Below are 13,597 nucleotides of genomic sequence, written 5' to 3' on the forward strand. Positions count from 1 at the left end.
TCGAGGATTATATGATTCATGTCGACTACGTGGTTGGTCACGACCCTGCTATTGATCGTGACGGTATCGGGGACTATGCGGAGCAAGTGGCGGCCGCTCTGGGCCGGCGAGCGACGCCCGGTGCCAGGATTGGCTTTGTTCACTCAAGGTTCAAGCCGGGAAATATTTTTAAATGGTTTGGATTTTTTCGATTCTTTAGCCGATCGAATATCGTCCATATTCAATATCCGGTTGAGGGATGGGGAACCTCTGTCATGCCTGGCGTCGTGCCGGTCATTGGCCGGATCTTTTTTCGAGCGAGCCGCCTCGCGATCACGTTGCACGAATGGAGAAGCATGCATGTGTTGCGCCGTGCCAGCGTTTACCTGACCATTCTTCTGGCAGACGTCCTGATCTTTGCCTCCGAACGGGAGCGGAAAGCATTTTTGAGCTCACGAGTCGCAAAGTATACGAGGCGCAGTCAAAAACAGGTTGTGATTCCGATCGCCGTGAACGTCGATATTCCGGAACTTGAAACAGCCGATGTTCTGGCGGCGCGTGAAAATGTGCTATCGCGCCTGCACGTCGAAAAAAGCCGGCATGACGATAGTGGGTACACCCGGCAGATCGTGCTAGGCTTTTTCGGCTTCGTCTATGAATGGAAGCAGCCGGAAAAAATGCTGCATATCGTCAAGGAACTGCTGAACAAAGGGTGTGCGGCGAAGCTGGTTATGTGCGGTGATTTTCCGGACGGGCACGACGAAAAACGCGAAGATTTTCGCAAGAAAATTGCGGAGTATGGCCTTGAAGGCAATATCGAACTATGCGGCTATATCGAGCGGGCGGATGAACTGGCGTTAAAGCTCTCTGCGTGTGACGTAGTGCTTCAACTATTCTCTGACGGGCTTTCGGCAAGACGGGGAAGTTTCTGGTACTCGGCCGAACTGGGAACGCGGGTTCTTTCCACGTTTCCAGCCGCGGCGGACGAATTCGAGCAGTGTGGAACAGGTTATGAGCCTTCGAATGACGAGCGTGTGCTGATGGTTCCCGCTGACGATAATCCTGCCAATATTGCGGCAAAGATTCTGGACTGGACGGGATCGTGGAGTCCGCCGGAGAGAAGGCATATTGCGCCCACCTGGGACGAGATAGCGGCGCAGCATGAGCACGTTTATGGCGCAATCGTGCCGGTCGCAGAAGAGCGAACTGACGGATTGACCGAGGATGCCGTTCAACCGGCCAAGACGTTCGGACCGCGGTCGACGGAAAGCCGATGAAACGGGTTGATCGCCTGGAGAAAAGACGCTCCATTGTGAAACTCATCCTGGGCGGCATGTCTTTTTCGTTGCCATCTTTGGGGCGGCCGGCTGCGAGCGGTGTTGCTGTTTCCTCCGGGATTGCGCCGGCGAACGGCACAAAGATTAGCGTGCGCATCGACGGGACGGGTGCCAACGGTAACGGAATTGACGACGACACGGATTATTTCACGCGTGCCTTGCGCTCCAACGTCACGGTGATTGCTGGAAAGGGAAAGGTGTATCGCGTCAAGCCGCTCGTGTTCATTGATTTAAAGAACGCAACATTGGATCTGAATGGTTCGACCCTTCTGGTAGATCGCCCTACGCCGACAGGTCCTTCGCCGTCGGGGCTGACGTTTAAATCGTCGTCCAGGTTAGGCGGATGCCAGAACCTGCACGTGAGAAACGGAAAAATCGCCTACGTGTCGGCGCCGTCTACACGAATCGACAATAATTTTGCCATTTATGTGGAGGGTGCTCGGGGGATAGAGATTTCGGGCGTTGAGATCGACGGAAGCTGGTCGGCCGGTATCTGGGTGCAGAAATCGACCAATATTTATATTCACGATAATGATGTCCATCACACCAAGGCCGACGGCATAACCTGTCAGGGTTGCGGAGCCAATATAAGAATTATTTCGAATCGGGTGAGGTTTCCGGGCGACGACTGTGTTGCCGTAACGTGGTTCACGGGAAACGAGGAATCGTACGTCGGAAACAGTTTGGGCGAAAAATATAGCTCGAATGTCAAAATCGCAAATAATATTTGCGAGGACGGCGCCGCTCGTGGAATTTTCCTTGGAGGCGTATCGGGCGGTGAAGTTTGCTTCAACAGGATATCGAGAACCGACGCCATTGGCATTCTGCTGGCCAGAGATACGGTGGACCGGTTTTCCGAGTTCTTCTATGCCAACGGTGTGAATAACTCGAATCTGAACGTAGATATTCACCACAACTCGCTGAATCAATGCGCCATTGCGTCGAACAGCCGATATGCGGAAGTGGGTGGAATCTGGATCTCCGAGCGGAATCGCGGCATCAGGGTAATGAATAATGTCTTGAATAAATGCAATAACATTCATTTCTACTGCGCGGGGAATGCCGAGATATACCAGAACAAAAGTTTTTCTCCCCAGTGGATCGCGGGCGGAAGGGTGAGAAAAGAGCAGATGCTGGGGCGGGGCAGCCATGTCGTCACTGGAGCTAATTCAGCGAGCAAGGCATGGAATTTCGGCCGCATTTACGAGAACGAGTTGATCGGCGATTGCTATTACGCGATCTGGATTGGCCCGGGAAGCCTTTCGCGGCAATGGCAGGTGGCCCGAAACCGCATTTTTGTTTCGACCGGCACGTCCCGGTCCGCCAATTTACTTTCTACTGAGCCCGGACAGAAAGACGTGGCGAGCGTCACTGCCTGGATTCGTTCCGACAATCCGGGGAGGGTTTCCGTGGAAGATAACGTGGTTCAGGATCTCCGCGACGCGCCGACTCCTGATAAGTAGTTGCGACATCGGCGCGTGCGTGATTGGCTGACTCGCGACCTCGTGCTCAGTCGCGGCTGTGAGCGTCTTCGGCCGGGCAATGGGGCGTCGGGGCATTCTCCTCATTGGCCGATCGCTTCGGGTGTCGACTGGATTCGTGACGTTTTTCCAGACGATGCCCGGCGCGATCGGCAGGTGTGCGCTTCGTGCGTGCCTCATGCAGCGACCGCACATATTCATCCATCGCGTCATTCTGTTTAGGACGATCCTTGCGAAGGTCCCACAGGCGAGCGACGCTGCCACAAACCTTGCGGATCACGACGGCAACGCAAACGGCAATGGCAAGAAACACCAGGGCGAGACTCTCGCCAACGTTCCTCAAGCGTGTCAGTGTTCGCAAATCTCGCACGATGGCTCCAAAGCAGGCAGCGCCTTAGTCTACCAGTTCGGAACGGAGCGCCGGCAAGCCTTGAGCAAACGTTTGCGCGGTCGATGGGGCCGCCTCGTGAAGGGCGGTCCCTGCCGGCGGGAATCGCGGTCAGCGACTGAAGCAGGATTCAAGCAATATAAGCGCAAGCGGAACGGCTTCGTCAGTTGGCGTCCACACCGCTCAGCATGCTCCTGTAGGACTTCATTGCAGGACTTGGCCTGAAGCGCTTCGTGCTGGGCGACGCCTCGGTATCATCAAGTGTTGAAGTCGCTGCGGAATAGGAAGTGAGGCTACTCGTGTCCGCTGAAGCGCCTTGAGACAGGAGAGACGACTCAAGTGCCCGCTTCTTTGACGTTTGAAACCTTGATTGGCGGCCCTTTTTGTCGTTATCGCCAAGGGCAAGATCGTCGCCACTTTCGGATGCGGATTCGATCATCATGCTGGTGAGGTAGTCCGGCTCATCTATCAGATCTTTCCCTACTGTCGCCTCCTTGGTGAGGTCGGGGGGCGCATAAGGCGACTTGCTGGCGGTTTTTCTGTCGTCGAGATCCCGTCGACGTTGGTGGTCCGCATAGCGACGCTTGTAGTGCCCCAACTTCGACATGTCCGAGTCATCAGACACAGGCAAACCGGTCGGCGAATAAGAGGTCAGTGTAGCCGGATCCACCGACGTATAGTCCAATTCGCTCGCCTTATCGGTGGAGTAAGGCGACAGAGTGGGCTGCCGGCTCGATGCGGTGTGATATTGAGCGAAGCCCGAGGTGGACACTGCAAAAAGACATAACAGACACGCGCGCAACGGTCTCACCGCGGGTCCTGACAAGTCGAAGAATTTCATTTCACATTTCAGTGTGCGATTGGGTTGGCGCTCTGCCGGCCGAGCCCCGCCACGCTCGACCTGTGCGGCGAATGCCTGCGCGTTGAAGTTCTCGAAGAAAAAGCTCGCATCTCCAGACACCTTCGTCCCGATGAGTTTCACTTCAGGCAGCGCGGCCGCGATTACCTGGACAGCCACGCCACTTGATCCGTAAGAAGGTTTTGCAGGTACTTGCCGTAAGCGTTCTTCGCGAGTGGTTGGGCGAGCGCCTGCAGTTGCTCGCCGTCGATCCACCGCTGCCGGTATGCGATTTCCTCGGGACATGCGACCACGAGCCCCTGACGTTTCTGCAGCGTGGCGATGAACGTCGCCGCCTCGATCAGCGAATCATGCGTGCCGGTATCGAGCCAGGCATAACCGCGCCCCATGATCTCGACATTGAGCGCCGCATTGGCGAGATACCGCGAGTTGACGTCGGTGATTTCGAGCTCGCCACGCGGCGACGGCTTGATGTCGGCGGCGATATCGCAGACCTGGTTGTCGTAGAAGTACAGACCCGTGACCGCGTAGTTCGAACGCGGCTTCACGGGCTTCTCCTCGATCGACAGCGCGCGGAACTGCCGGTCGAATTCCACCACGCCATACCGTTCCGGGTCCTGCACGTGGTACGCAAAGACGGTCGCGCCTTCCGTTTTCCCGTCGGCGTTTTCCAGCTGCTTCGCCAGATCGTGACCGTAGAAGATGTTGTCGCCCAGAATCAGCGCCGACGGATCGTTGCCCACAAAGTCGCGACCGATAATAAATGCCTGCGCGAGACCGTCCGGCGAAGGCTGCACCGCATACCGGATGTTCATCCCCCACTGGCTGCCGTCGCCGAGCATCGCCTCGAAGCGCGGCGTGTCCTGCGGCGTCGAAATGATCAGTACGTCGCGGATGCCCGCCACCATCAGCGTGGACAGCGGGTAGTAGATCATCGGTTTGTCGTACACCGGCAGCAACTGCTTGGAGACGACGTGCGTGATCGGATACAGGCGCGTGCCCGAGCCGCCCGCGAGAATAATGCCTTTACGCGCCATTGCCTTGCCCTTACGCGCGCTGCGCGTAGTTGGTCTCAACCCACTTGCGGTACTCGCCCGAGGCGACTTCGTTCGACCACGCCTGATTGTCCAGATACCACCGGACCGTCTTCGCGAGACCCGTTTCGAACGTTTCCGCGGGCTTCCACCCAAGTTCACGTTCGAGCTTGCGCGCGTCGATCGCATAACGGCGGTCGTGGCCCGGACGATCTTTCACATACGTGATCTGGTCGTGGTACGACGCGCCCGCCTTCGGACGCAACCGGTCGAGCAGGTCGCACAGCGTGTGGACCACTTCGAGGTTCTTCTTCTCGTTCCAGCCGCCCACGTTGTACGTCTCGCCGGGTGTGCCGCGCGCGAGCACCTCGCGGATCGCGCTGCAGTGGTCGCCCACGTACAGCCAGTCGCGCACGTTCTGGCCGTCGCCGTAGACCGGCAGCGCCTTGCCGGCGAGCGCACTGGCGATCATCAGCGGAATCAGCTTTTCGGGGAACTGGTACGGACCGTAGTTGTTCGAGCAGTTCGTGGTCAGCACCGGCAGCCCATACGTATGATGGTAGGCGCGCACCAGATGGTCGGAACCGGCCTTGGTGGCCGAGTAAGGACTGTTCGGCGCATACGGCGTGGTTTCGGAGAACTGCGGATCGGTAGCGGACAGCGAGCCGAATACTTCGTCGGTCGAAACGTGCAGGAAGCGGAATGCGGCCTTGCCGGCTTCGCCGAGCGCGTTCCAGTACTGACGGGTTGCCTCGAGCAGCGTGAAGGTGCCGACCACGTTCGTTTGCACGAAATCAGCCGGGCCATGAATCGAACGGTCCACGTGGCTTTCCGCGGCAAAGTGCAGCACGGCACGCGGCTTGTGCTCGGCGAACAACGCGTCGAGCGCGCTGCGATCGCAGATATCCGCGCGCACGAAAATATGCAATGGATCGTGCTGCCGAGATTTCAGCGTACCGAGATTGCCCGCATAAGTCAGCTTGTCGACATTCACTAGCGGTTCGTCATGGAGCCGCAGCCAGTCGAGCACGAAATTGGCGCCGATAAAACCGGCGCCGCCCGTTACCAGAATCATGAATTGTCCTTCGAATGTGCGGGGCGGCATTCGATTGATTTTGTGAAATGTCTTCGCATGAAATTTATGGCCATTTAAAACGCCCCAGTGAGCCGGTAACGCTGTCTTTGATCTGATCCTGGTCGTGAGTCCAATATCGCCGGTTTCGAGAATCGGCACGTTCAGAATCTGACCATGAGAATTACCGCCCTGTCGGTAGAAGGGCAGGACGCACATGAACGGAGCAGGCACATGCCTGCTCGATCGTTATTGACGAATGATTGTCGAACGCCGACTGTTGTAGGCGAAAGTGGCAGAAATTGACCAGATAATTGCGACAGTGGACAAAGGGTGCTGAAAGGGCCATTCCCCTGATACGACGAACCGCTCCAGCCCGGGCACGCTAGACCTCAATACCGCGTGCTCGCCTTCGCCGCAATCGCCGCGGCAGCGGCGCGCGTTTCGACATGCAGTTTGCCGAACACATGTTCGAGGTGCTTGTTGACCGTGCGTGGCGCCATTCCGAGAATATCGCCGATATCCCGATTCGTCTTGCCGCGCGAAAGCCACAGCAATACTTCCGCTTCGCGTGCCGTCAGCCCGAATTGCGAGGCAAGGGCGCTGGTATGCGCGGCGTCGTCGAATTCTTCCAGCAGGATCACCCATTCGCCGCGCGTTGCCGGTCCCAGTACGCGCACGACGCGGCGCACGCCGTCGGCGGCGGTTTCGAAAGCGGCTTGCAGGTCACAACCGCTTTCGATCCAGCGCACGAACCATTGCTCCAGCACCATCGGCAGACGCGGGCCGGCTTCGCTCAGCGGGTGATGCAATAGCGCGGTTTCGTCAACACGTCGAGGCGTGAACAAAGCCGAAGCCGCACAGTCGCGGTCTTCTTCATTTGCCGCTTCGTTTGCCACTTGATCTGCCTCGTCCATCAGCCCACGCCCCGACCCATACCACGCCAGCCGTTGCCGCGCCAGATCGCTCTGCCACCTGATCTCACCGCTCGCCGCCGCAATCAGTGCCGCGCGCATGCCGATCTCCAGCACCCTGTCCGCCTGACGCTGCTGGCGCGAGCGCTGCACGTGCGCGGCAATCCGCGCGCTGACCTCGCTTGGCTTGACGGGTTTGGTGACGTAATCAATGCCGCCCACGCGAAAGCCCTGCACCACATGCTCGCTATCGGTCAGTGCGGTCATGAAGATCACGGGTAGATGCCGGTTGCGCGGATCGGCCTTGATCCGCCGGCACGTCTCGAAGCCGTCGAGGCCGGGCATCAGCGCGTCGAGCAACACGGCGTCAGGCGTGATGCGCGCGAGGCGTTGCAGCGCGGACTGGCCGTCGAGCGCCACCAGTACCGCGTAGCCGGCCGCCTGCAGCGTATCGGAGAGGAGCGCGAGATTGTCCGGCGTGTCGTCGACGATCAGCACGACCGGTTTGCCATCGGGCAAATCCGGTTGCGTGTCGGGCGGCAAAAGCAAAGTTTCGTCATGCATCGGGATGGACCTGCGGGGTAGGCGCGAGCAGATGCGCGAGTTCAGTCAGCCGGAAGCGGCGCGCAAGCGCGCGCAATGGTTCGAGCACGGCGGCGAGTTCCGGTGCGCCATGTTCGGCGGCGTCGAGTTGTTCGATAAAGCCCTGCACGTAACCCATTTCCAGTTGCGCACGCAACTTTTCGCGCAATGTGGCGGGCAGGCTCGCCGTCACGTCGACACGCGCAACGGCGGAGGCGGCCGCCGCTTCGGTCGGCTCGACGATCCAGTGCAGTTGCAGCAGTGCGGCCAGTTTGTCGAGCAGGAGCGGAATGTAGAGCGGCTTGGCGAGGTAGTCGTCGCAACCGGCTGCGGCGCCTTTGTCGCGATCGTCCGCGAATGCGTTGGCGGACAGGATCAGAACCGGCGCCGCCGACAGATGATTGTCGCGAATCAGCCGGCTCGCCTCGAAGCCGTCCATGTCCGGCATCGACACGTCCATCACGATCAGATCCGCCGACGCGGTGCCGAGCCATTGCAGCGCCTCCGGTCCGCTCGCGGCTTCCACCACGTTGAAGCCCAGCGGCGCCAGCGTCTGCACGACAATGCGGCGCTGCTCCGCGAGATCGTCCACCACGAGCACGGTGCGGCGCGGCCCGTCGTAACCCTTCACGTTGAGCGGGCCGCTCGCCAGCAACTGCGGCGCCCGCACTTCAGGCGCGAACAGCTTCACGATAAAGCGCGTGCCTTTGCCCACCTCGCTTTGCACTTCCAGGTTGCCGCCCATCAGTTCCGTGAGCAGGCGGCAGATGGTCAGTCCCAGCCCCGCGCCATGATCGTGTTCGCGCGCCGCCGCGCCGCGCTCGAATGGCAGGAATAGCCGCTCCAGTTCGCTGGCCGGCATGCCGGGCCCGGTATCGGTGATTTCAAACGTAATGGCTTCCCACGCATAGCTGGCACGCACCTTCACCGAACCGTGCGAGGTGAAGCGGATCGCGTTGCCGATCAGGTTGATGAGAATCTGCCGCACGCGTTTTTCGTCGATGCGCACCACGTCCGCCATGCGGCCGCTCGTCTGGAATTCGAACTGCAATCCTTTGTCGGTGGCCTGCGGTTCGAGCATGGCAGCGAGTTGCGCGACGAAGTCCGGCAGCGAAATCTCCGTCACGTTCAACTGCAGCTTGCCGGCCTCGATCCGCGCGACGTCGAGCAGGCCATCCACCAGCGCCAGCAGATGCTCGCCGCTGCGATAGATGGTCGCCACGGCATTGCGCCGCGCCGGCGGCAGTTCGTCGGTGCCTTGCAGCAGCAGTTGTGCGTAACCGAGAATACTGTTGAGCGGCGTGCGCAGTTCGTGACTCAGGCCCGTCACGTAGCGGCTCTTGGCACGATTGGCGGACTCGGCCGCGGCGCTCGCGCGCTGAAGCGCGGCGTCGGTCTTGCGGTGCGCCTCGATTTCCTGCATCAGCAATTCGGCTTGCCGCTGCGATTCTTCCTGGGTGACCTTGCGGTTTTCGTTGGCGAGCACGAGCCACCAGGCGGCAATACAGCCGACCAGCGCCAGCGCGAAAAACGCCTTCAGATAGCCCTGTAGCAGCACGTCGTGAACGGTCGTGTCGAGATTGGGCAGCGTGCGCACGCTCTGATACCACTGCACCGCCAGCACGCCGCCGAGCAGCGTCACCACGGCGATCAGCAGGCCGGCGTACTGCGCGAGCCGCAAACCTGCGGGCCCAAGCGTGAGTCTGGGGAAGAGTGTGCGCATCGACTTGCCGAATTGCGCGGGTAGTCGCGCATGCGGCTTGCACGAGTCGTTGCAGCGCGAATCGAGCGAGCAGCACAGCGAGCAGATCGAACCGGCGTAAGCCGGGCAGTGCGCCATGTCCTCGCGTTCGAAGGTGTTTTCGCAGATCACGCAGCGCAGTATCGCGCCTTCTTCGAGGTCGCGGCCGTCGCGCGCCAGATAGAAGCGTCCGCGTGTGGCGATGGCCAGCAGCGGTGCGCAGACGAACGCCACCAGCAACGCAATGAATGACGACAGCGCCTCGGCCGTGGTGCCGAACACACCCGCATGCGAGAGTGCGGCAATCAGCGAAGCGATCAGCATGGCGCCCACGCCGACCGGATTGACGTCGTACAGATGCGCGCGCTTGAACTCGACGTGGCGCGGGCTATACCCGAGCGGCTTGTTGATGACGAGGTCGCCCACCACCGCGCCGATCCAGGCAATCGCCACGTTTGCATACAGCGCAAGCACCTTGCTGATGGCTTCGAATACACCCATCTCGACGAGCAGCAGCGCAATCAGCACGTTGAACACGAGCCACACCACGCGTCCCGGATGGCTATGCGTGAGCCGCGCAAAGAAATTCGACCACGCGAGCGAGCCGGCATAGGCGTTGGTCACGTTGATCTTCAGTTGCGACACGATGACGAACAGCGTCATCGCGGCAAGCGCACCTTCAGGCGAATGGAACACGTAGTGATACGCGACCAGATACATCTGCGTGGGCTCGACGGCCTTGACCGGATCGATCTCGTGCTGGATGGCGAGGAAGGCGAGAAACGCGCCGCCCAGCATTTTCATCGCGCCCGGCACGATCCAGCCAGGGCCGGCCGCGATCAGCGCGGCCCACCAGCGAAAGCGGTTGGCGCGCGTGCGCGGCGGCAGAAAGCGCAGATAGTCGACCTGCTCGCCAATCTGCACGATCAGCGAAAACACCACGGTGCAGCCCGCGCCGAAAGCGACCAGGTTGAATTCGTGGCCGTTGCCTGAAACGCCGCTAAACGTCACCCATTCCGCGAGCACGTGCGGTTCACGCCACAACACCACGACGTACGGCACGACCAGCAGCACGAGCCACAACGGCTGGGTCCAGCCCTGAAGGCGATTGATGAAGGTAATGCCGAAGGTCACGACCGGAATGATCACGAGCGCGCTGATCACGTAGGCCACGGAAAGCGGCACCTTCAGATACAGCTCCAGCGCGAGCGACATGATGGCCGCTTCCAGCGCGAAGAAAACGAAGGTGAAGACCGCATAGATCAGCGAAGTGAGCGTCGAGCCCAGGTAGCCGAAACCCGCACCGCGCGTGAGCAGGTCCATGTCGACGCCGTTGCGCGCGGCGTAGTAGCTGATCGGGATACCTGTCAAAAAGATCAGCAGGGAGACGGCGAGGATGGCGCAGATCGCGTTGGTAAAGCCGTAGTTCACGACCAGCGCGCCGCCAATCGCTTCGAGCACCAGAAACGACACCGCGCCGATCGCCGTATTGGCGACGCGGAATTCCGACCAGCGCCGGAACGCGCGCGGCGTGAAGCGCAGCGCGTAGTCCTCGAGCGTCTCGTCGCCGACCCACGCGTTGTAGTCGCGGCGGATCTTGACGATGCGCTGCGTGCCGCCTGCCGGCGGGCGCGATGCCCCAGCTTGGGTGGCGGCAGCGGCGGGCGGAGGGGTCTGTGGTTGCGTTTGGTGCATCGAGGCCTTTCGTCGGCGGGTTGCGTGACTAGCGGTGCGGCCATGCAAATTGCATTCCATTCGCGCTTGCCTCCTCACCCGTATGCCATTGCGGCTACCACGCCGACGCGATTATAGGGAGCGGATTTTTGTCGCGCCCTACGTCAACTGACGTATTGGGCCGCGCAAATTGGCTACCTACCTTTCGTGGCGTCGACACCGCCATCCGGTTCCCAGCGCGGGTCGCCCGACCACGACTACAAGGAGAATTCGATGTCACACGATGATCAGAACGAGTCCGGCATGCCCTCGGCGCTGCGCCGCAAACTGTTGATGGGGCTCGCTGCCGCGCCCGCGCTGGCCATGTCCGGCATCGCGCGGGCCCAGCAGTTTCCGACCGCCAAGGTCAACACCACGCACCTTGCCGTTACCGACACGGAAGTGACGGTGGGTCAGTTGCACTCGGCAACCGGCACGATGGCGATCTCCGAAACCGGCTCGATTCAGGCCGAGCGGCTTGCGATCGAACAGATCAATTCGGCGGGCGGCATTCTTGGCCGCAAGATCAGGATCATTCAGGAAGACGGTGCATCCGACTGGCCGACGTTCGCCGAGAAGTCGAAGAAGCTGCTGGAGAACGATCACGTCGCCGCCGTGTTCGGCTGCTGGACGTCGGCCTCGCGCAAGGCCGTTTTGCCGATTTTCGAACGCGACAACGGCCTGCTGTACTACCCGACCTTCTACGAAGGCCTGGAGCAGTCGCACAACGTGTTCTACACCGGCCAGGAAGCGACCCAGCAGATTCTCTGGGGGCTGAACTGGGCGAATCAGACCAAGAAGGCGAAGAGCTTCTTCCTGATCGGCTCGGACTATATCTGGCCGCGCACCTCGAACAAGATCGCGCGCAAGCATATCGAGCAGCATCTGACCGGCTGCAAGGTGGTGGGCGAGGAGTACTACCCGCTCGGCACCACCAACTTCAACTCGCTGATCAACAAGATCAAGATCGCCAAGCCGGATTGCATCTACGCGATCATCGTCGGCGGTTCGAACGTGGCGTTCTACAAGCAGCTCAAGGCGGCCGGCATCACCGCGGACAAGCAGTTCCTGCTGACCATCTCGGTGACGGAAGACGAAGTGCTCGGCATTGGCGGCGAAAACTTCGCGGGCTTCTACTCGGCCATGAAGTATTTCGAGTCGCTCGATAACGACAACAACAAGAAATTCGTCGCGGCATTCAAGGCGAAATACGGGCCGAAATCCGTGATCGGCGACGTGACCCAGGCGGCCTATCTCGGGCCGTGGCTCTGGAAAGCGGCGGTGGAGAAGGCCGGCAGCTTCGACGTCGACAAGGTGGTGGCGGCCTCGCCGGGCATCGAATTGAAGACCGCGCCGGAGGGCTACGTGAAGATTCACGCGAACCATCACTTGTGGAGCCGCACGCGGATCGGACAGGCGCAGGTGGACGGCCAGTTCAAGGTGGTCGCGGAATCGCCGGATCTGATCGAGCCCAATCCGTTCCCGAAGGGCTACCAGTAATCACCGCGGCAAGCCACGCGTGAAGCGCGCTCGCCGCAGTGCGGGCGCGCGCCGATCAATTCGAGGAGAGCGACATGTCGGCTTCGGACATTCTTAACATCACGCTGATGCAGGGTTTCGCGGGCCTGAGCCTTTTCAGCGTGCTGCTCCTGATGGGGCTGGGGCTGGCGGTGATCTTCGGCCAGATGGGCGTCATCAATATGGCGCACGGCGAATTCATGACGATCGGCGCTTACACGATCTACATGTTTTCCCAACTGGCCGACAACTATTGGCACGGCTTCGCGCCGTTGTATTTCCCGCTCGCCATCTGCGCGGCTTTCGCGCTGGCGTTCGCAGCGGGCTGGGTCGCGGAGTGGGCGCTGATCCGTCATCTTTACCGGCGTCCGCTCGACACCCTGCTGGCGACCTGGGGCCTCAGCCTCGGCATGCAGCAGGTATTCCGCTCGGTGTTCGGCCCGAAAGAAGTGAGCCCGACCTTGCCGGACTGGCTGATGGGTTCCTGGTCGCCGAAGCCGGGGCTCGACATTCCGATCAACGGCCTCTTCGTGATGAGCCTCGCCGTGGTGATGACGGGCGGCGTGCTGCTGGCGCTGTACCGCTCGCGCTGGGGCTTGCGTGTGCGGGCCACGGTGGCGAACCGTCAGATGGCGAACGCGGCGGGCATCGATACGCGCAAGACCGACCGGCTGACCTTTGCGATCGGCTGCGGCATGGCCGGTGTCGCGGGCGCGGCGTTTACCGCGATCGGCTCCACCGGGCCGACCAGCGGCTCGCTCTACATCGTCGATTCGTTCCTCGTGGTGACGTTCGGCGGCGCCGCGAGCCTGCTCGGCACGGTGGCGTCCGCCTTCGGCATTGCGCAGATGCAGTCGATCAGCGAGTTCTTCATGACGGGTTCGTCGGCGCGCGTGGTGACGCTGTTGACCATCGTGATCGTGCTGATGCTGCGGCCGCAAGGACTTTTCGCGTCGAAGGTGCGCCGTGCGTGATTTTT

10 protein-coding genes are annotated in these 13,597 nt (G+C 60.7%); 4 read left to right on the forward strand and 6 right to left on the reverse strand.

Annotation, left to right across the window (positions count from 1 at the left end; genetic code table 11):
• The first annotated feature begins 11 nt into the window (after positions 1-11).
• Both BXE_RS28500 and BXE_RS28505 read left to right on the forward strand, forming a co-directional pair.
• Positions 12-1,256, forward strand: a complete 1,245-nt coding sequence (locus BXE_RS28500) for a glycosyltransferase (RefSeq protein ID WP_011491589.1) — start codon at positions 12-14, stop codon at positions 1,254-1,256.
• Positions 1,253-2,779 (forward strand): right-handed parallel beta-helix repeat-containing protein, encoded by a 1,527-nt coding sequence (locus BXE_RS28505; RefSeq protein WP_011491590.1) that lies wholly within the window; start codon positions 1,253-1,255, stop codon positions 2,777-2,779. Before BXE_RS28500 ends, BXE_RS28505 begins: the two co-directional genes overlap by 4 nt.
• 46 nt (positions 2,780-2,825) lie before the next feature.
• On the opposite strand, the gene BXE_RS46030 is transcribed toward BXE_RS28505, so the two are convergent.
• From BXE_RS46030 to BXE_RS28530, 6 genes are all read right to left on the reverse strand, one after another.
• Positions 2,826-3,167, reverse strand: a complete 342-nt coding sequence (locus BXE_RS46030) for a hypothetical protein (RefSeq protein ID WP_148223019.1) — start codon at positions 3,165-3,167, stop codon at positions 2,826-2,828.
• 181 nt (positions 3,168-3,348) lie between these two features.
• Positions 3,349-4,203, reverse strand: coding sequence for a dTDP-4-dehydrorhamnose 3,5-epimerase (locus tag BXE_RS48245; protein WP_148223020.1), 855 nt, complete (start codon positions 4,201-4,203; stop codon positions 3,349-3,351).
• Positions 4,188-5,081 carry a glucose-1-phosphate thymidylyltransferase RfbA gene (gene rfbA, locus BXE_RS28515; protein WP_011491593.1) on the reverse strand — a complete coding sequence of 298 codons (894 nt, stop codon included), beginning with the start codon at positions 5,079-5,081 and terminating at the stop codon, positions 4,188-4,190. The genes BXE_RS48245 and rfbA overlap by 16 nt, the downstream gene beginning before the upstream one ends.
• Positions 5,082-5,091: 10 nt before the next feature.
• Complete coding sequence (gene rfbB / locus BXE_RS28520; protein WP_011487057.1) at positions 5,092-6,153, reverse strand: dTDP-glucose 4,6-dehydratase; 1,062 nt, start codon at positions 6,151-6,153, stop codon at positions 5,092-5,094.
• 389 nt (positions 6,154-6,542) lie between these two features.
• Positions 6,543-7,628, reverse strand: coding sequence for a response regulator (locus BXE_RS28525; protein ID WP_011491594.1), 1,086 nt, complete (start codon positions 7,626-7,628; stop codon positions 6,543-6,545).
• Positions 7,621-11,082 (reverse strand): hybrid sensor histidine kinase/response regulator, encoded by a 3,462-nt coding sequence (locus BXE_RS28530; RefSeq protein ID WP_233518965.1) that lies wholly within the window; start codon positions 11,080-11,082, stop codon positions 7,621-7,623. The genes BXE_RS28525 and BXE_RS28530 overlap by 8 nt, the downstream gene beginning before the upstream one ends.
• Before the next feature lie 252 nt (positions 11,083-11,334).
• On the opposite strand from BXE_RS28530, the gene urtA reads away from it, so the two are divergent.
• Together urtA and urtB are read left to right on the forward strand one after the other, a co-directional pair.
• Positions 11,335-12,600 (forward strand): urea ABC transporter substrate-binding protein, encoded by a 1,266-nt coding sequence (urtA, locus tag BXE_RS28535; protein ID WP_011491596.1) that lies wholly within the window; start codon positions 11,335-11,337, stop codon positions 12,598-12,600.
• Between the two features lie 74 nt (positions 12,601-12,674).
• Positions 12,675-13,592: an urea ABC transporter permease subunit UrtB gene (urtB, locus tag BXE_RS28540; RefSeq protein ID WP_011491597.1), complete on the forward strand. Its 918-nt coding sequence runs from the start codon at positions 12,675-12,677 to the stop codon at positions 13,590-13,592.
• Positions 13,593-13,597 lie beyond the last annotated feature (5 nt).

Source organism: Paraburkholderia xenovorans LB400, from assembly GCF_000013645.1.
GTDB classification, from domain to species: Bacteria; Pseudomonadota; Gammaproteobacteria; order Burkholderiales; family Burkholderiaceae; genus Paraburkholderia; species Paraburkholderia xenovorans.